The 19,537-nt window shown below is 45.3% G+C and carries 18 protein-coding genes and 1 riboswitch; of the genes, 17 read left to right on the top strand and 1 reads right to left on the bottom strand.

Annotation, left to right across the window (positions count from 1 at the left end):
• Positions 1 to 472 precede the first annotated feature (472 nt).
• Positions 473 to 2,092 (top strand): endo-1,4-beta-xylanase, encoded by a 1,620-nt coding sequence (locus K5677_RS02745; RefSeq protein ID WP_296724377.1) that lies wholly within the window; start codon positions 473 to 475, stop codon positions 2,090 to 2,092.
• Positions 2,093 to 2,335: 243 nt separating this feature from the next.
• Here K5677_RS02745 and K5677_RS02740 read toward each other — a convergent pair whose 3' ends face one another.
• The gene (locus tag K5677_RS02740; protein ID WP_296724375.1) at positions 2,336 to 3,979 is read right to left on the bottom strand and encodes a dockerin type I domain-containing protein; all 1,644 of its coding nucleotides are present in this window, start codon (positions 3,977 to 3,979) and stop codon (positions 2,336 to 2,338) included.
• 243 nt (positions 3,980 to 4,222) lie between these two features.
• Here K5677_RS02740 and cbiD point away from each other — a divergent pair, with 243 nt between their 5' ends.
• The 16 genes from cbiD (at position 4,223) to K5677_RS02660 (ending at position 19,524) form a co-directional block, all read left to right on the top strand.
• Positions 4,223 to 5,350: a cobalt-precorrin-5B (C(1))-methyltransferase CbiD gene (gene cbiD / locus K5677_RS02735; RefSeq protein ID WP_296724371.1), complete on the top strand. Its 1,128-nt coding sequence runs from the start codon at positions 4,223 to 4,225 to the stop codon at positions 5,348 to 5,350.
• Positions 5,351 to 6,109 (top strand): precorrin-4 C(11)-methyltransferase, encoded by a 759-nt coding sequence (cobM, locus tag K5677_RS02730; RefSeq protein ID WP_296724368.1) that lies wholly within the window; start codon positions 5,351 to 5,353, stop codon positions 6,107 to 6,109.
• Positions 6,106 to 7,137 (top strand): cobalt-precorrin 5A hydrolase, encoded by a 1,032-nt coding sequence (locus K5677_RS02725; protein ID WP_296724365.1) that lies wholly within the window; start codon positions 6,106 to 6,108, stop codon positions 7,135 to 7,137. The genes cobM and K5677_RS02725 overlap by 4 nt, the downstream gene beginning before the upstream one ends.
• Entirely contained in the window at positions 7,137 to 7,859 is a 723-nt protein-coding gene (gene cobJ / locus K5677_RS02720) for a precorrin-3B C(17)-methyltransferase (protein WP_296724362.1), read from the top strand. The genes K5677_RS02725 and cobJ overlap by 1 nt, the downstream gene beginning before the upstream one ends.
• Positions 7,852 to 8,595, top strand: coding sequence for a precorrin-6A reductase (gene cobK / locus K5677_RS02715; RefSeq protein WP_296724360.1), 744 nt, complete (start codon positions 7,852 to 7,854; stop codon positions 8,593 to 8,595). The genes cobJ and cobK overlap by 8 nt, the downstream gene beginning before the upstream one ends.
• On the top strand, positions 8,592 to 9,782 hold the full coding sequence (gene cbiE, locus K5677_RS02710; protein ID WP_296724358.1) for a precorrin-6y C5,15-methyltransferase (decarboxylating) subunit CbiE: 1,191 nt from the start codon (positions 8,592 to 8,594) through the stop codon (positions 9,780 to 9,782). Before cobK ends, cbiE begins: the two co-directional genes overlap by 4 nt.
• Positions 9,779 to 11,131 (top strand): cobyrinate a,c-diamide synthase, encoded by a 1,353-nt coding sequence (locus K5677_RS02705; RefSeq protein ID WP_296724356.1) that lies wholly within the window; start codon positions 9,779 to 9,781, stop codon positions 11,129 to 11,131. The genes cbiE and K5677_RS02705 overlap by 4 nt, the downstream gene beginning before the upstream one ends.
• Entirely contained in the window at positions 11,100 to 12,149 is a 1,050-nt protein-coding gene (cobT, locus tag K5677_RS02700) for a nicotinate-nucleotide--dimethylbenzimidazole phosphoribosyltransferase (protein ID WP_296724355.1), read from the top strand. Before K5677_RS02705 ends, cobT begins: the two co-directional genes overlap by 32 nt.
• Positions 12,146 to 12,667 carry a bifunctional adenosylcobinamide kinase/adenosylcobinamide-phosphate guanylyltransferase gene (locus K5677_RS02695; protein ID WP_296724354.1) on the top strand — a complete coding sequence of 174 codons (522 nt, stop codon included), beginning with the start codon at positions 12,146 to 12,148 and terminating at the stop codon, positions 12,665 to 12,667. The genes cobT and K5677_RS02695 overlap by 4 nt, the downstream gene beginning before the upstream one ends.
• Entirely contained in the window at positions 12,661 to 13,425 is a 765-nt protein-coding gene (locus K5677_RS02690) for an adenosylcobinamide-GDP ribazoletransferase (protein ID WP_296724351.1), read from the top strand. Before K5677_RS02695 ends, K5677_RS02690 begins: the two co-directional genes overlap by 7 nt.
• Entirely contained in the window at positions 13,422 to 13,982 is a 561-nt protein-coding gene (locus K5677_RS02685; protein WP_296724348.1) for a histidine phosphatase family protein, read from the top strand. Before K5677_RS02690 ends, K5677_RS02685 begins: the two co-directional genes overlap by 4 nt.
• The gene (gene cbiB / locus K5677_RS02680) at positions 13,979 to 14,944 is read left to right on the top strand and encodes an adenosylcobinamide-phosphate synthase CbiB (RefSeq protein WP_296724347.1); all 966 of its coding nucleotides are present in this window, start codon (positions 13,979 to 13,981) and stop codon (positions 14,942 to 14,944) included. Before K5677_RS02685 ends, cbiB begins: the two co-directional genes overlap by 4 nt.
• On the top strand, positions 14,941 to 15,975 hold the full coding sequence (locus tag K5677_RS02675) for a histidinol-phosphate transaminase (RefSeq protein ID WP_296724345.1): 1,035 nt from the start codon (positions 14,941 to 14,943) through the stop codon (positions 15,973 to 15,975). The genes cbiB and K5677_RS02675 overlap by 4 nt, the downstream gene beginning before the upstream one ends.
• Positions 15,968 to 17,437 carry a cobyric acid synthase gene (locus K5677_RS02670; protein WP_296724343.1) on the top strand — a complete coding sequence of 490 codons (1,470 nt, stop codon included), beginning with the start codon at positions 15,968 to 15,970 and terminating at the stop codon, positions 17,435 to 17,437. The genes K5677_RS02675 and K5677_RS02670 overlap by 8 nt, the downstream gene beginning before the upstream one ends.
• Positions 17,434 to 18,075 carry a precorrin-8X methylmutase gene (locus tag K5677_RS02665; protein WP_296724341.1) on the top strand — a complete coding sequence of 214 codons (642 nt, stop codon included), beginning with the start codon at positions 17,434 to 17,436 and terminating at the stop codon, positions 18,073 to 18,075. The genes K5677_RS02670 and K5677_RS02665 overlap by 4 nt, the downstream gene beginning before the upstream one ends.
• A gap of 87 nt (positions 18,076 to 18,162) precedes the next feature.
• A riboswitch (cobalamin riboswitch) is annotated at positions 18,163 to 18,351 on the top strand.
• A 129-nt stretch (positions 18,352 to 18,480) separates the two neighbouring features.
• Complete coding sequence (locus tag K5677_RS02660) at positions 18,481 to 19,524, top strand: sirohydrochlorin cobaltochelatase (protein ID WP_296724339.1); 1,044 nt, start codon at positions 18,481 to 18,483, stop codon at positions 19,522 to 19,524.
• Positions 19,525 to 19,537: the final 13 nt, after the last annotated feature.

Below are 19,537 nucleotides of genomic sequence, written 5' to 3'. Positions count from 1 at the left end.
CATTCGGTCTTATCTGCATATTAGCACATGATTATTTGATTGTCAAGATAAAAGTGTTATTCCGGGATCCTGTCGCCGTAATAGATAACCAGCTGTGCGTAGATACGGCTCCAGTCCTGACGGCGGCCTGTCCATTTTTTTGTGATGTCCTTCATAGCCAGATATGTGAGACCTAAACACAGAAAGTATTTGGCTATAAACAAACGAAAACTGAGCGCTTAAAACATTTGAATCCCTCTCTGTCCGCCAGAATTATAAAGCCTGTATTTCGCGGAAAATACCGAAATACAGGCTTTGCGCAGCTTCGGATGAGATTTTGCAGTTGCATTTGATGAAAAACAGGTGTGACGATTAGTATTATAAAGTATCTTTATGTATCAAAAAAGACTTGCTTTTTGAAGAAATATATGTATAATAAAAGCATAGAGATAATATTTCGGTTGAAATAATTTTTAATGAGGGAGTGATTTAAATGATAGGTAATACTATAAAAAAAGCCTTAGGTCTGACTGTCTCTGCCCTGACTATATCATTGTGCGTTCCATTTTCAGTTTCAGCTGACGATCAGGAAGGGAATAGTTACGTAACCAGCGGCGGTAATGAAGTTGGCGAAACCGATATAACTTATGAGGACTCAGGCAGCACTGAGTTCGTAGCAACTCGCCATAACATTAACTATGAGTACGAAAAGGGCGGCGACGGCTTCAAAGATTACATGGGACCGTACTTCCGTCTCGGAACCTCTGTATATGCCTATGAACTTAACAACTCAAAGGCTCAGGAGTTCATCAAGAAGAATTATAACTCTATCACCTGTGCAAACGAAATGAAGCCTGATTCTATCATTAAGAGCGTAAAGGATGATAAAGTAGAGATAAGCCTGCACTCGGCAAGCAATATCCTTAAATTCGCTGAGGAGAATGGCATAGGCGTTCGTGGCCATACGTTTGTATGTTACAGCCAGACGCCTGCTTATCTCTTTCAGGACAATGGCGAATATGTTTCCAAGGATCGTATGAACAAGCGCCTTGAAAGCATGATAAAGAACACATTTGCTCAGCTCGAGTACGATTATCCTGATTTACAGGTCCATTCCTACGACGTATGTAACGAGCTCTTCATTAACGACGGCGGCGGAATGAGAGATTCAAACTGGACAAGAGTGTATGGTGAAGGCAACAGTGAGTTTGTGTTAAACGCATTCAAGTATGCAAGACAGTATGCTCCTGGGTATTGTAAGCTTTACCTCAACGATTATAACGAGTACGTGAGCGCAAAGACAGATGACATTATAAATATGGTTAAGTCAATAATGAAAGAGGGCGACTATATCGACGGGATCGGAATGGAGGCTCATCTTAGCTCAAAATATCCATCGGCAAGCGAATTTGAAACAGCTTTAAAGCAGTTTGAGTCACTCGGACTTGACGTTCAGATCACAGAGCTTGATATCTCAAGCAACACTGGTCCTGTCGATCAGATTTACCCTCAGATCTTTGAGGTAGCTATGAAACACGCTAGGAGAGTCTCCTGCGTAACTCTATCGAGAACAACAGACGAGAGTATCTGGAGATACGACGATGGTTCAAAGCTTCCGTTCAGCAACTATCAGCCTAAGCAATTCTATAATGACATTATAGCTCTTGCTGACAAAATAGATCCTCCTGTAACTGCGATTGCAACTGCAAATACAACAACTGTACCTTCTGCCACCACTACCGCAGCAACTACCAATACAACTACAACAACAGCTCCTGCTATAACAGCAGAAGAACCTGATGATTTTAAGGAGCTTCTTGACTCAAAGGTTTCAAAGTGGGGGGATTCTAACTTTGACGGCGGTATCGATATGGGCGACGCAGTAATGATAATGCAGTCACTTGCTAATCCTAACAAGTATAAGCTCTCAGAGCAGGGCAGGTTCAATGCGGACGTTTATGAGGCAGGTGACGGTATAACAACAAATGACGCAGCTGCTATACAGAAGTACCTCTTAGGTCTTATCAAGTCACTACCTGAGAGCTATTCGTCAAATGAAACTGCTGCAGCAACAACAACTACTACTATAGCTGTTAATAGCAGCGATGTTTAGGAATAGGAAAATAATAGCCCTGTGCTGCCTCGTTCAAAAAGAGGGCAGTGCACAGAGCAAGTCAAGTTACCGGTTAAACAGGTAAATACAGTCATTATGACAAAAACCAGCCCTGAATTCAGGGCTGGTTTTTTATTATTCAAGAACGTTTGAAAAAAACGGTTTTCGTTATATATACTGATTTGATCATACTATCATCATAAGGTCGGATCTGTACGAAGCTGACCTCATTCAATGTTTCTGTCAATTATTTGCAAAGGCGTTATTCTTTATTGTAACTGTGTAGGAGTCATTATTTTTTTCACCGATCTCAATAGTAAGACCTGTGTCAATAGTCTGTCTTCCGTTACTGTCATACCAGTGGAAACCAGAGATATTACCGTCGATAACAGCACCTGTTTTGTAGATGTTGTCCGATTTTTTATCATCTATGAGTCTGATAAAGCGTCTTCCTTCATAATTATCTGTAAACTCAGAACCGCTTGCATAACGGAAAGATGTCCACCACCCGTTGTTATAAAGAGAAGCATCAACGTGATATACACGTATCCCTTCACCCATAGAAACATACCACGGTGGAGAACTGTTATTTGCCTGTTTGGTGGTATATTCTATCATCATGTATTCACTGTGATAGCGGCTGTCGAGGTCTCCGCAGGGTATAATAATGGTATTGCCCTTTGAGGTTTGTGCGTTATAGAGGATAAAGCTCTGTGTTCCTGATGAAGAATCATAGACCTGGACCTGATCTGTTTTGTACCAACCGAGATGAAGCTTTGATACGCAGCTCAGATCACCGCCTGTGTCGTCCATAAGCTCACTTCCGGCAGTTCCGTGAAGTCCGTCGGCGTCGCTGTTTTTATCATAGCGGTAATAATCAGGCAATCCCATACAATGACCTGTTTCATGTGTAAGTGTAGAAACAAAATCCCTATAGTCGACAGAGGAATTTATCTGACAATTGCCTGTTATCATGTGACCTATTTTCATTCCGTCGTATACATAATTATCGTTTGCAAATTGAACCGATGCAGGCCACCATGTGTCATTGCTTGTCTGTCCGGGAACGATAAGGACCAGTGTATCTATATATCCGTCGTTATTCCCGTCAAATTCACTGAAGTTTATCTTGCTGTCAAGTGCCTTGCATGCTTCAGTCATGAGAGCTTTCTGACCTTTGACCTGATAGTAATTGTTTACAGAATTTCCTGTGCTGTAATGATAGGCTTTTCCGGTGAGATCAAGAGCGCCTTTTGAGGAGCGTTTGAAAAAAGCTGATATGCTTTCCCACGGATAGAGCTTGTTGTCAGAGTTCTCTTCGCCGAAGGCGATCTTTTCTATTTCGTCAGTTGTTGGAAGATAGCTGAACTTGCAGTCTGCAAAATCAGCGTAGATAATAAGCATTTTGCCATTGCCCTGTGAAGGCATGAATTTATAAACATCATTGACAGAAGCTCCGATAAATTCACCGTTTTCTTCGATCGGATCGTCAGGAACGATGTATTCGGTTTCCCACTGCCAAACCCAGAGGGCACTGTCGTTTACAATGGCTTTTCTTAGCTCAACAAAATCAAATATATCGACTGCTCCGTCCTGATTAATGTCAGCTGTTACAAAGTATTCTCCTGCCTGAAATCCGTCTGCCCCATTAATGCCGATGTAAGAATTCTGAACGTGATAACTATTGCTGTCGGTCATAGGTTCTATTCCGAGCAGGTGCCGTTTCATAATAACAAGGTCAGCTACATTCAGCTCCTGATCGTTGTTAAGATCGCCCATATATCCGATATGCTTCCATTCAGCAGAAGCTGATAATGGTATAGCTGCCGAGCCTGCGAGCAACGCGGAAAAAAGAAGAGGAATTGTGCCGCGGAAGCGAATTTTCATAGTAGACACTCCTTTTTGTTTGATAAGTGAAATATCCACCTATATTATACATTATTAATTGGAGAATGTCTATAGTTGACAAAAATCTTTTGTATTTAACATGATATTTATATTATATATTTATAACGATAAATTATATGTATCCTCATGCAAACACGAAAACTGCTTAGTATTTAATTATGATTGACTTAGCGGGCATAATATGCTAAAATATAAACATAAATACTTTAACAGGAGGGCGGTATGGAAGAAAGGTTCATATACTGCGGTACAAAGAAAATGCGCTGCGGCTATACAACCGGCTCCTGTGCCGCAGCTGCTGCAAAGGCTGCCGCTGAGGCACTTCTTACAGGTCAGAATGTGAAATATACAGAAATACTTCTCCCTAAAGGTGAGCGAATTATGCTCGAAATATCCAAATGCACCATATACAAAGAAATTGCCGCTTGTTCGGTAATAAAGGACAGCGGTGACGATCCTGATATTACCAATGGTATCGAGATAATCGCGGAGGTCTCACTTATCGAATACGGTGTGGATATAGTCGGCGGAAATGGTGTGGGAACAGTTACAAAGGCGGGGCTTGACCAACCAGTGGGAATGGCAGCAATCAACTCTGTACCTCGAAAAATGATAGCTCAGTCTGTAATGGATGCCGCAGAAATGCATGAATACAGAGGCGGATTCAGAGTAGTTATATCTGTGCCGAAAGGGGAGGAGCTTGCTAAAAAGACCTTTAATCCGCGTATCGGAATTCTTGGCGGTATCTCAATAATTGGGACAACGGGTATTGTGGAGCCGATGAGCAGCTCTGCAATGATCGAAACTATTAGAACAGAGGCAAATATCCGCCGACAAGAGGGAAGAAAAGTTCTTGTACTGACAGTTGGAAACTACAGCGATAGGTTTGTTTTCGAGAAGCTGCCGCAGCTCAGCGAACAGTGCGTAATGTGCAGCAACTTTATCGGTGACGCTATAGATATAGGTATTACACTTGGCTTTGAGAATATATTGATATGCGGTCATATCGGCAAGTTGGTCAAGCTGGGTTCGGGTATTATGAATACCCATTCTTCATATGCCGACGGAAGAATAGAGACTCTTATTGCCTGCGGTGCTCTTGCAGGTTTGGATAACAGTCTGCTTTGCAGGCTAAGTGACTGTGCAACTACTGATTCCGCACTGGATATACTGTATGAAAACGGACAGGCACAAAGGCTCCTTGATGTTCTTACTGAACGAATACACAGCTATTTACAGGCAAGAGTAAAAGGTGAGGCGAAAATTGGCGCAGTTGTATTTTCCTATCAGCACGATATGCTGCTGAAAACTGGGTATGCAGATGAGATACTTGATTTGGCGGTGAAATGAATGATACACTTTGTTGGTGCAGGCAGCGGTGCGCCTGACCTTATAACACTTCGCGGAAAGAAACTTATTGAGGAAGCAGATGTTATTATATATGCCGGCTCGCTGGTAAATCCCGAATTATTGGATTATGCAAAAAGCGGCTGTGAGATACATAACAGTGCCTTAATGACTCTTGATGAGGTCATAGATGTAATGGAAAATGCAGAAAACAGCGGTAAAACTACTGTGCGTCTTCATACAGGTGATCCCTGTGTTTTTGGTGCGATACGGGAGCAAATGGAAAGGCTGGACGCTCTTGGCATAGCTTATGATGTCTGCCCCGGGGTAAGCTCATTCTGCGGAGCGGCGGCTGCGCTGAAAGCCGAATATACCCTGCCTGATGTTTCACAGACGGTCATACTTACAAGAATGGCAGGCAGAACTCCTGTGCCCGAAAGCGAGAGCATAGAGAGTCTTGCCGCCCACCATGCTGCAATGGTGATATTCCTCAGCACAGGTATGCTTGAGGAGCTTTCCGAAAGACTCATAAAAGGCGGATATACTGCGGATACCCCGGCGGCGATAGTTTATAAGGCGACGTGGAACGACGAAATGGTCTGCCGCTGTACTGTTGCCAGCCTTGCAGAAACTGCCGAAAAAAACGGAATAACCAAGACCGCACTGATCACTGTTGGGGACTTTTTGGACGGAGTTCGTTCTCTGTCTAAGCTATACTCAGCAGATTTTGAGACCAAATTCAGAAAGCCGAGCAAACAATGAGAGCTGCGGTTATCTCCATTACTGAAAGGGGCAGGGTACTCTCTCTGCATATCAAAAAATGCGCTGATTTTATCAGTACAGATCGTTTTTGTATTCGCAGCCATTCAGACTTCGGCTCGCGCTGCTTTGAGGACCCGGCTGGACTTGTCTCAGACATTTTCAACAGATATGACGCACTTATCTTTGTATGTGCCTGCGGAATCGCTGTACGGACTATTGCTCCACACATTCAGTCGAAAAACACTGATCCTGCGGTGATTGTAATTGACGACTGCGGACAGTTCGTTATCCCTATACTTTCAGGACATATCGGCGGTGCAAACGCCCTTGCTGTGCGTCTGGCGGAGCTTATAGGAGCTAAGGCTGCCGTTACTACTGCCACCGATACAGGAGGACGTTTTTCCCCGGACAGTTTTGCTGCTGCAAACGATCTTATTATTACTGAAATGGACAAGGCAAAAGCCGTGGCAGCCGCTGTGCTTGAGAGTGAAAAAATAGGTCTGGTCAGCGAATATAGATTCGTTGGGCTGCCGAAGGAAATAGTTGAGGATACCGGCTGCAAAACGGGAATTTATATAGGCAATGCCGACAGGACGCCATTTTCGGTGACACTGAAGCTCATTCCCAAAAATATCGTTCTCGGTATCGGCTGCAAGCGCGGAACAGATTTCAGTGCTATCGACATTTTAGTGCGTATGGCGCTGTATAAAGCAAAAATACCAATTGAGCGCGTTTCTGATGTAGCTACTATTGATATTAAAAAGGACGAGCATGGGATTCTTGAATTCTGCGAAAAATACAGTTTGAAGCTACGTACATATACGGCGAAGGATCTCATGGAAACTGATGGAGATTTCACCTCGTCCATGTTTGTGAAAAAGATCACCGGAGTGGACAATGTCTGCGAAAGAAGTGCTGTGAAATGCAGCGGCGGCAGGCTGATAATGCGGAAATATGCGGCAAACGGAGTAACAGTAGCTGCTGCAGAAAAACCGCTTATACTTGATTTTGAAAGGAAGATATTGTAATGCTTTACGTTGTCGGGATCGGTGCAGGAAGCCGCGACGGCATGACGATAGCTGCTGAAAGTGCTGTAAAACGCAGTGAATTGATAGTCGGCTATACTAAATATGTGGAGCTGCTGCGAAAGCACTTCCCGGATAAGAATTATGCTTCAACAGGTATGAAGCAGGAGCGTGAGCGCGTTGAATATGCATTGAAAGAAGCTTCCGAGAAGAATGTTTCTCTCATTTGCAGCGGCGATCCACAGCTCTACGGCATGGCCGGACTGGCATATGAGCTCAGCGAGAGTTTTCCAAACGTGGAAATAGAAGTCGTTTCGGGTGTTACGGCTGCTTTCAGTGGCGGAGCTGTACTCGGCTCTCCGCTTACACACGATTTTGCAGTAATAAGCCTGTCAGATCTTCTAACTTCAAAGGAAAAGATACGGAAACGCCTTGAATGCTCGGCGGAGTGTGACCTGACTATAGTTCTTTATAATCCGTCATCAAAAAGCCGTGCTGACTACCTGCAAAAAGCCTGTGATATTGTGCTGAAGCACCGTTCGGCAGATACGGTCTGCGGCTATGTTCGCAATATCGGCAGAGAAGGTGAGGAGAGCCGTATCCTGACGCTGGCGGAGCTTCGCGATACTGCTGTTGATATGTTCACAACTGTATATATCGGTAATTCCGAGACAAAGGTCATAGGCGGTAAAATGGTAACTCCGAGGGACTATAAAAATGTGTGAGCTGCTCATATTCGGCGGAACAACAGAGGGAAGGCTTATTGCCGAGTACTGTGCCGAAAATAGTATAGCTGCCGATGTTTCTGTAGCAACTGAATATGGTGCAGAGCTTCTTCCGCAGAGCGTGAATGTACTGTGCGGAAGGCTTGAGAAAGAAAAGATGATGATGCTTATGCAAAAAAAACATTATCGTATTGTCGTTGATGCCACTCACCCATATGCAGTTGAAGCAACGAAAAATATCAAAGCTGCCTGTAAAGCTGCAAGAGTGAAATATCTGAGGCTTTTGCGGAAAAGCGCGGAATGTCGCGGCAAAATCGTCAGGAATATGGCTGAGCTTATTGAGCATCTCAATAATACAGACGGCGCAGTGCTGAGTACACTTGGCAGTAAGGCTCTTCCGGAGCTTACGAAGGTCAGCGGCTGTCAAGAAAGGCTATGGATAAGAGTTCTGCCCTCTGACATAATACTTGAGCAATGCCGTGAATTGGGCTTTGATACGACAAAGGTGATACTTGCAAAAGGTCCGTTCACTACTGCACAGAATGTGGCTCATCTTAAAATGAGCGGTGCTGAAATACTTGTCACTAAGGAGAGCGGCGAGACAGGAGGATATTCCGAAAAGGCTGAGGCTGCGCGTATCGTCGGCGCAGAAATGATAACACTTGCACGTCCTGATGAGGTCGGGATCAGTTTTGACGAGGTAATCGATTTCATCGAAAAGGAGCTGAAAAAATGAAGATATACATAATCGGGATAGGCGTAAACGGCATTGATTCACTGACAAAGGAGGCTGAGTCTACAATAGCCGAAGCCTCGCTGCTGATAGGGGCTGAGCGTATGTTGAATCCGTTCAGCAGTTTGGGAAAAGAGCTGTTTTGCAGTTATATTCCGAAAGAAATTGCTGCAAAGCTCCGCAGCTGTGAATATGGCTGCGCCGCCGTGCTTATGTCAGGAGACTGTGGGTTTTTCAGCGGTACAAAGAAGCTGCTGCCCCTGTTGAACGAGTATGATGTAAAGGTGGTTGCTGGTATTTCATCAGCTGCGTATTTCTGCGGAAAACTTGGCATTTCGTATGAACAGATGAAGTTCGTTTCACTACATGGACAAAGCTCAAATATTGCGGTTAATGTCAGGCTGAATCGGCAATGTTTTTTCCTGTTAGGCGGTGATATTACGGCAGCAGAGGTGTGCCGTCGTCTATGCAGATACGGCATGGGAGATGTTACAGTACATATTGGCGCTGATCTGGGCTATCCGGATGAACGTGTAGTATCAGGCAGAGCCGAAAATCTTATTGACAATGATATTTGTGGTCTTGCGGTTATGATAACTGTAAATATGGACGCTCTGCGGCGTATCCCGTCAGCCATAAGTGATGAGGAGTTCCTTCGTGATAAAGTTCCCATGACAAAGTCAGAGGTGCGCTGCATTGCGGTTTCAAAAATGAATATCGAGTGTGATTCTGTTGTCTGGGACATAGGCTGCGGCACGGGGGCAGTATCTGTTGAAGCTGCCTGCCGCTGTCCTGACGGAGAAGTTCTGGCTTTTGACAAAAAAGCCGAGGCGGTGCTGCTGACTGAAAAGAACGCCCGGCTTTTCGGCTGTGATAATATAATTGCAGCTGAGGGAAACTGCCCTGAATGTCTGGCTGAAGCCGAGACTCCGGACAAGGTGTTTATTGGCGGCAGTTCTGGGAATATGAGTGGTATTTTTGATGTGATATATACGAAAAATCCCAATGCTTACATTACTGTGACAGCAGTTTCCCTTGAAACTCTTAGCGACGCTGTGAAATGCTTTGAAAAGTACGGCTCTTCTCCCGAAATTGCGCAGATTTCTGTTACACGTACTGAAAAGCTCGGCACTCATACAATGCTGAAAGCCCAGAATCCCGTGTTCATTATTAGCGGAGGACTTACATGAGACGTTTTATTATCGGCGGTACTAACAGCGGCTGCGGCAAGACTACTGTTACCTGTGCTGTTATTGCAGCTATGAAAAAGCGCGGGATCAATGTCGCAGCCTTCAAGTGCGGTCCTGATTACATTGATCCAATGTTTCACCGCAAGGTTATTGGCGTGGCTTCTCACAATCTTGACAGTTTTCTCTGCGGCAGGGATACTCTCCTGTATTTGCTTGATGAATACGGCAAAAGCAGTGATATTGCCGTTATAGAAGGTGTCATGGGCTTTTATGACGGTGGTGCCGGCAGTACGGATTTTGTGTCTGAGCTTACAGATACTCCTGCGGTCATTGTTTTGGACTGTAAGGGTATGAGTGATTCTATTGGCGCAGTAATGAGTGGTTTTCTAAACTATCGTCCTAACAGGATCGCAGGCTTTATCTTTGATCGCCTGTCTGAGAAGCTAATCCCTCTTGCTGAGAGGCTCTGCGCTGAGCTTGGAACAGAGAACTTCGGCTGTCTGCCAAAAAGCGATATTGCTATTGAGAGCCGTCATCTTGGACTGGTGACAGCCAATGAAATTTCCGATATACAGGAGAAGTTGAGCCGCCTCGGAGAACTTGCAGAGCAGTATATCTGCATTGACAAGCTTCTTGAAATCAGCGATTTACCTCTGCCTCGATATACTGCTCCTGACATTGCGCACTTTTCGGAAGCTCCCTCAATAGCAGTAGCAAATGACAGCGCTTTTTGCTTTATATACCGTGAAAATATTGAGCTTCTTGAAAAAATGGGCTGCAATATCGTTTATTTTTCTCCGATTGCTGACAAAAGCGTGCCAAATGCTGACGGACTGCTGTTATATGGCGGATACCCCGAGCTTTACTGTGCGGAGCTATCAGCGAACAGCGCAATGCTCGAAAGTATTAGGAACTGCGTCAGCGGCGGTATGCCGACTATTGCCGAATGCGGAGGCTTCATGTATCTCCAGAAAACGCTTACAGACGCAGACGGCAAAAAGTTTTCAATGGCAGGCGTTATCGACGGAGAATGCTTCCCTACATCGCGGCTTCAGCGCTTTGGCTATATCACGATGACAGCCAAGTCTGAAGGATTGCTTTGCGGCTGCGGAGAAACGATCCGCGCACATGAATTTCACTACTGGGACAGCACGTATTGCGGAAACAGTTTTACTGCGGAGAAAAATGACGGCAGAGCATGGGAGTGCTGTCACGTCAGTGAAAGTCTTTACGCAGGTTTTCCGCACATTAATTTCTTTTCGGATACAAGGCTCGCGGAGCGCTTTGTGAGAGCTTGTATCGCATACGGTGATAAAAATGGACAGGATACAAAAGATCTCCCCCACTGATAAAGCCGCCTATACTGCGGCAAAATTACGCTGGGACAGTATTGCCAAGCCTCTTGGCAGTCTCGGACTGCTGGAGGAAATGATACAGAGGATAGCCGCAGTACAGGGTACGCCTGATGTTGATATTTCGATCAGAGCTGCTGTTGTTATGTGCGGAGACCACGGCGTTGTCAGCGAGGGCGTTACTCAGTGCGGACAGGAGGTCACTGCGGAGTGTGCAAAAGCTATTGCTGAGGGACGCTCAAATATAAATGCAATTGCAGCTGCTTTTAATGTGGATGTCATCGCGGTAGATGTCGGTTTATCCACAGATGTTGACTGTGACAGGCTCATTAAGCGAAAGGCAGTTTACGGCACCGATAATATCGCTGTAGGAGCAGCTATGACAGCTGATGAGACAGAAGCTTCCATAGTTACGGGAATGGACATGGTGAAGGAGCTGACCGAGCGCGGCACAAAAATTATAGTGACGGGAGAAATGGGTATTGGTAATACAACTCCCACAGCCGCCATAGCTTCTGTGCTTCTTGACCTGCCTCCGGAGCAGGTCACAGGGAGAGGTGCAGGTCTGTCCTCAGAGGGCTTACAAAGAAAGATCAACGCAGTAAAACGTGCAATTGAAGTCAACAAGCCCGAAAAGAACAAACCGTTGGAGCTTCTGCAAAAGCTTGGCGGAGCTGAAATTGCCTCTATGACAGGATTATTTCTCGGAGGAGCATATTATCATGTCCCGATCGTTGCAGACGGAGTTATATCAGCGGCTTCGGCAGCTATTGCCTGCGGAATCGATCCGCTTTGCCGTGATTATATGCTGGCGAGTCATTGCTCGGGAGAGCCGGCAGGTGAGGGGCTTCTTGCTTACTGTGGACTGAAAGCTCCCATAAATGCAGGAATGAGGCTTGGCGAGGGTACAGGGGGAGTACTTCTTCTGCCGCTTCTTGACGGAGCATTGGCATTGTACAGAAACTCCCACAGATTTGATGAAACTAATATAGAAAGGTATGCTGAGCTAACATGACAACTCTTGTGACAGGTGGTTCAAAGTGCGGAAAATCAAGCCTTGCAGAACATATTCTGGAGGGCTTCTGCGGAAGAAAAGTATATATCGCAACCATGCAGCCCTTCGGTGAGGAGGCCCTTGAAGCCATTGAGCGTCATAAAAAAATGCGCTGCGGAAACGGCTTTGAGACCGTTGAAAAATACTCGGATATCCACGAAATACCGCTTTTCGGAGAGTGTGGAGTGCTTCTTGAATGTGTGGGGAATCTATGTGCAAACGAGATGTTTTCGGAGAGCGATATATGTTATCCTGCCGATAAAATTGTCAGCGGAATAAAGCGACTTTCTGATACTGCTGCAGAGCTTGTTATAGTCACTAATCAGGTGGGCAGCGACGGTATTGTCTATGCTGAGGGAACTGCCGAGTATATCCGCCTGCTGGGTGAGGTAAACAGACGGATTGCTGAGCTTGCGGACAACGTTATCGAGTGTGTTTACGGCGTACCGATCGTGCTGAAAGGAGAGATACCATGCTGAGGTCACTTTGTTCGACGTTTCTCATGTATTCGCGGATACCTGTGCCGAAGGTCGAATGGAAGGAAGATAACCGCCGCTATGCTCTCGGTTTCTTTCCGCTGATCGGTGCAGTCATAGGCGGACTTCTCATCATATGGCGCATAGTATGTGATTATCTTGACATCGGGCAGAATCTGTTTTCGGCAGTTGCAGTTCTTCTTCCGGTACTTGTTACAGGCGGTATACATCTTGACGGCTTTTGTGATGTCTGTGACGCACGTGCTTCGTATGCTGACCGTGAAAAGCGGCTTGAGATAATGGCTGATCCGCATATCGGTTCATTTGCAGCTATAAAGCTCTGTCTCTACCTGATATTGCAGGCAGGACTTTTTACTCAGGTTACTGAGGCAGACACAACGGCAGTTATTGCCTGCGGTTATGTACTTTCACGTGCTCTCAGCGCACTTACTGCTGTTACCTTCAATTCGGCAAAAAGCAGCGGAACGCTTCAGAGCTTTGTTAAGCCGTCTGACAAAAAAATAACACTTGTAATGGCAGGAGCTTTCATTACAGCAAGCGCTGCTTCTGCGGCGGTTATAATGCCGGTTCAGGGCTTATCAGCGATTGTGACAGCTGCGCTTGTTCTTGTATGGCATAGATATTCCGCATATCGGGATTTCGGAGGTATAACGGGAGACCTATGCGGCTGGTTCCTTCAAATGTGCGAGATAGCACTGCTGGTGGCAGCAGTTTTTACGGAAAGGCTGTGTTTATCGTGAAGATACTGTTCATTCGTCATGGTTCCACCGCAGGTAATCTTGAAAAGCGATATATCGGCAGAACTGACGAGCCACTGTGTGCAGATGGGACTGCTCAGCTGAAAACACTTATGCTCCCAAGCTGTGAGATCGTTGTATGCAGTCCAATGAAGCGTTGTATCCAGACCGCTGAGATACTATTTCCCAAATGTGTCTATTTAGTATCAGAGGAGCTTAGTGAGTGTGATTTCGGGGACTTTGAGGGTAAAAATTATTCAGAGCTTTCAGGTGATCCCTATTATCAGAGCTGGATAGACAGCGGAGGAACACTGCCGTTCCCAAACGGCGAGGTTCCGTCGGATTTTCGCAGGAGATGTGCTGCAGCATTTGAAAGTATCATTAAAAATTTTGAAAGCTCGGAAAATGTCGCTTTTGTTGTTCACGGCGGAACTATAATGTCCATTCTTGAAAAATATTCTGTTCCACACAGAGATTACTTCGATCTCCAATGCAAAAACGGTCACGGATTTGTATGTGAATGGGACAAAAAAATACTTGTCATTACGGAGGAGATATGAAAATTATTATGCCTGTACTGCCGATAATACTTGGTTTTTTTCTGGACTGTGCAGTTGGTGATCCATATAATATGCCACATCCTATAAAGCTTATTGGAAGACTTATCGGCGGACTGGAAAAGCTTGTTCGCAGCCGTATGAATGACCTGAGACTTGGAGGTATTCTTCTTGGACTGACAGTGATACTGATTTCGACTGCTGTGCCTCTTGTAATACTGATGATATGTTACAATTTAAATCTTGTTTTAGGGATAGCTGCGGAAACCGTCCTGTGCTGCTATATGCTGGCAGCGAGATGCCTGTACAATGAGAGCATGAAGGTCTGCAATGCAGCTTTATCAGGGGATACAGAGGAAGCCAGAAAGGCAGTGTCCATGATAGTTGGACGTGATACAGCTGTTCTTGACCGTGACGGCATTATCCGCGCCGCAGTTGAAACGGTTGCCGAGAATACCTCCGACGGTGTGACCGCTCCGCTTTTTTACATGGGAATTGGCGGCGCTGTGGGAGCTTTTTTTTACAAAGCTGTCAATACAATGGATTCAATGATAGGCTATAAAGATGAAAAATATGCTGACATCGGCAGATTTGCAGCAAAGCTTGACGATGTGCTGAATTATATCCCGTCACGATCGACGGCACTTTTCATGGTAATTGCTGCGCCCTTAGCAGGTCTTGACGGGCGCAATGCTTTTCGTATCTGGAATCGAGACAGGCGAAATCACGCAAGCCCTAATTCAGCACAGACCGAATCTGTCTGCGCAGGAGCTCTTCATCTGCGGTTAGCAGGGGACGCATGGTACTTCGGAAAGCTTCACAAAAAACAATATATCGGCGACAATGATCGCCCCATAGAGCCTGCGGACATTCGACGTGCAAATAAGCTTATGTACGTGACCTCGGCACTTATGCTGATTTTTTCAGCCGCCGTAAGGTGCGTTATTTGGGGAGGGGTTCTATGATACAGCAGCATGGAGGAAATATCGGACAGCTCAGTGATATATTGGATTTTTCGGCTAATATCAATCCGCTTGGAGCTCCCGAAAGTGTCAAAACTGCTCTTTCTGCGAGCATTGAATGCATTGAAAAATACCCTGACCCCTACTGCGGACAGCTCTGTGAAAAGATTGGGGTTTTTGAAAAGATCAGTGATGATAATATTGTCTGCGGTAACGGTGCTGACGACCTGATTTTTCGCATTGTCCACGCTTTTAAGCCGAAAAAGGCATTGATATGTGCTCCGTCATTCAGTGAGTACAGCCGTGCGCTGTCAGAGGTGAGCTGCGAGATAGGTGAGTATGCTCTTTTGGAAGAAAACAGCTTTGATATTGGTGAGGATATTCTCACAAGGCTTGACAATTCTCTTGATATGTGTTTCATTTGTACGCCGAATAACCCTACAGGACGGCTGATTTCTTCTGAATTGCTTGAAAAAATTACAATAAAATGCGAAGAAAATAATATAATTCTCGTGTGCGACGAATGCTTTCTGGGTTTCACGGGAGATAGTGAAAGCTATAGTCTTAGGAGTTTCTTGAATGGAAAATGCATTATTATAAAAGCATTTACAAAGCTCTGCGCAATGCCCGGGATAAGGCTTGGTTACGCTATCTGCGGCAGCACTTCCATAGCTGAGAGGATACGGGAGAGCGGTCAGTTCTGGAGCGTTTCTGCTATTGCTCAGGCGGCAGGTATAGCGGCTCTCGATGAAGAGGGATACGTTCAGGAAACTGTCGGATTCATCAGGGCTGAACGGAGCTTCCTTTTCTCAGAGCTGATAAAACTTGGAGTAAAAGTTTATGACAGTGCTGCGAATTATTTGCTTTTTAAGAGCAAGATCGGGCTTGCCGAAGAGCTTCTCAGATGCGGTATACTTATCCGTGACTGTGAGAATTTCAGAGGTCTGTCAGGAGGTTTTTACAGGATAGCAGTTCGTACCCATGAGGAAAACATCAGGCTTATTACTGCACTCAGGAGGTGTCTCTATGGCTAAAAATATAATGCTTCAGGGAACCATGTCAAATGTCGGCAAGAGCTTCCTTACAGCTGCTCTGTGCAGGATATTACGGCAGGACGGATACTCTGTTGCACCTTTTAAATCTCAGAATATGGCTCTGAATTCATTTATTACTCCCGACGGAGCAGAAATAGGCAGAGCTCAGGCGCTTCAGGCTGAAGCCGCAGGAATTGTTCCCTCGGCACTGATGAATCCTATACTTCTGAAGCCCACAACAGACGTTGGTTCACAGGTCATCGTCAATGGCAGAGTGCGCGGAAATATGCGCGCAGCAGAATATTTCCGCCGCAAAAAGGAGCTTATCCCCGATATAATTTCTGCGTATAACAAGCTTTCAGAAAAACATGATATAATTGTAATTGAGGGTGCCGGAAGTCCCGTTGAGCTTAATCTGAAGGCTGATGACATTGTGAACATGGGGCTGGCTGAGCTTGTGAGCTCACCGGTCCTTCTGGTAGGCGATATTGACCGTGGAGGCGTTTTTGCTCAGCTAATAGGTACGCTTGAGCTTCTTGAAAAAAACGAGCAAGACAAGGTTAAAGGACTGGTGGTAAATAAGTTCCGAGGGGATATATCGCTGTTTCAGAACGGTATTGATATACTGGAGCAGCGCTCGGACAAAAAGGTCACAGGAGTTATACCTTATATAAGCTGTGATTTAGAGGACGAGGACAGCTTGTCGGAAAAATTAATAAAGAAAAATGCAGATGGAATTATTGATATTGCGGTCATACATCTGCCGAAAATATCCAATTTTACCGATATGGACGTTTTCAGGCAGTATGACGGCGTTTCTGTAAGGTATGTTTCACGTGCAGCGGAGCTTGGAGTTCCTGATTTGATAATAATTCCAGGAACTAAAAGTACCATTGCAGATATGAAATGGCTGTGTGAAAGCGGTCTTGATGAGAAGATAAAAGCCTGCTTCAAGGCTGATGTTCCTATATTCGGAATATGCGGCGGCTACCAGATAATGGGCAAAACTATTTCTGATCCCACAGGCAGCGAATGCAGCGGAAGTATACATGGTCTGGGCTTTTTGGACTGTGATACAGTATTCAGCAAAGAGAAACGACAGACGCAGACAAAGGGCAGATTTTGCAGCGCAGAAGGATTCTTTTCTTGTCTGTCGGGAGCTGAATTTTATGGCTATGAGGTGCACATGGGAGTCACTGAATGTTCGGGCGGATCTCTGAATACACAGGGAGGAAGCTTCAGCAGTAACGCCGCAGGCTGCTATGTTCATGGGATTTTTGACAGCGCCGAGGTCTCTGGCAGACTTGTGAGAGCTTTGTTTCGGCGGAAAGGTCTCAAATACAGCGGTGAAGCTGTTGACAGGCGGAGATACAGGGATATTCAGCTTGATCTGCTGGCTGAAAATGTCAGGAAATATATCAATATGGAGCTTGTCTACCGTATCATTGAGGAGGGCGTATGAATTTAGAATATGTGCTGCCGTCGGACATCGAAAGACGCAGCTTTGAGATAATAGAAAGTGAGCTTGAAGCTCCCATACCGGCGGAAATAAAGCCGATAGTCATACGCGCTATCCATACGACTGCGGACTTCGATTACGCAAAAAATCTCTATTTTTCACAAAATGTTGTCGAAACTGCTCTGAAAGTAATGGAAAGCGGTGCAGTCATCGTTACCGATACTAATATGGCAAGGTCGGGAATAAACAAGGCAGCCCTTGCCAGACACGGCTGTGAGTGTGCGTGCTTTATGGCAGATGAAGATATCGCGGAGACAGCTAAGCGTGAAGAAACTACAAGGGCTGCGGCTTCAGTTGACAAGGCGGCAAAGCTTGGAAAGCCTGTTATTTATGCTGTAGGAAATGCTCCTACAGCACTTGTACGGCTGTGTGAACATATTTCCGCAGGAGACTTTGTTCCTGAGCTTATAATAGGCGCTCCTGTGGGATTTGTCAATGTTGTGCAGTCAAAGGAAATGCTTATAGCTACCAAAGTTCCGTGCATTGTTGCTAAAGGCAGAAAGGGCGGCAGCAATGTTGCTGCGGCTATATGCAACGCCCTGCTTTATATGCTTGACAACAAAAAAGATTTCAAAAAGTGAGGACTGATTGTCGCAAACGTATAAAATACGTGATTTGCTTGAATTTTGGAATATGTTCTGCTATAATATGTTATGGTCAAAAAATAAAAATTAAATAAAACAGACGGTGCTTTCCGATAATTTCGGAAAGGTAAAAGGGAAACAGGTTCGACCCCTGTACGATCTCGTCACTGTAATTGCGGAGCAGTATACGAAAATAGTCACTGAGAAATCGGGAAGGCTGTATACTGCAATGAGGTATAAGTCAGGAAACCTGCCGTTTGTTGGTACACGACCGAAAGGTCAGGTCACGAGGTATTGATCGTACTGTTTCAGGCTCTTTATTGAGCCTTTTTGCAATGCCTTCTGATAAATCAGAAGGATTTTTTATGCGCGGTCATGCCTTTCACAGAAAGGAAGATATATATGAAAAAATCGATCGCATTCTTAATGGGACTTACTGTCGTCGCTTCTGCTCTTACAGGCTGCGTCGGTTCAAAGAGCTCATCTGAGAGCAAGGAGTCCGCAACCTCTGCAACAGAGGCATCTACTGCTGATGACACAACTGCTGAGGATACAACAGCTGCTGAGTCAACTACAGAGCCTGCTGAGGTAGACGATGAGGAGAACTACGATACAGGCGATGCTTCACTTGACAACCCGAGAAATCAGGACGAGATAGGTGAAAATGAGCTTCTTGTGCTTAGTTTCGGTACAAGCTTCAATGACAGCCGCCGTCTTACCATAGGAGCTATTGAGGAATCCCTCGAAAAAGCATTTCCAGATTACTCTGTACGCCGCGGTTTTACTGCAAACATAATCATTGACCACGTTAAGTGCCGTGATAACGAAGTCATAGACGACGTTAAGGAGGCACTCGAAAGAGCTCAGAAGAACGGCGTTAAAAATCTTGTTGTTCAGCCTACTCATCTTATGGACGGCCTTGAATACAACGATATTGTCAACGAGATCGCAGGTTATTCCGATGCTTTTGAAAAGGTAGCTATAGGCAAGCCTCTCCTTACAACAGATGATGACTTCAAGCGTGTCGAGAACGCTATCGTTGACTGGACAAAGGATTACGATGACGGAAAGACAGCTATCTGCTTCATGGGACACGGTACAGAGGCTGAGTCTAACGGCGTATACGCTAAGATGCAGGAGCTCCTTACCGTTGACGGTCACACAAATTATTTCATCGGAACTGTTGAGGCTTCACCGTCTGTTGAGGACGTTCTCGAAAAGGTAAAGGCAGGCGGCTACGAAAAGGTAGTTCTTGAGCCGCTCATGGTAGTTGCAGGCGATCACGCAAACAACGACATGGCTGGTGACGAAGAGGATTCATGGAAGTCTGTATTCGAGGCTGAGGGCTATGAAGTAAAGTGTCTGCTGAGAGGTCTCGGAGAGAACGAGGAGATAAGAAAGCTCTATGTTGAGCATGCTCAGGCAGCGGTTGATTCCATAAAGTAACAAATAAATCGGG

The organism is Ruminococcus sp., from assembly GCF_024684275.1.
This window is presented reverse-complemented; position numbering and strand designations above follow the sequence as displayed.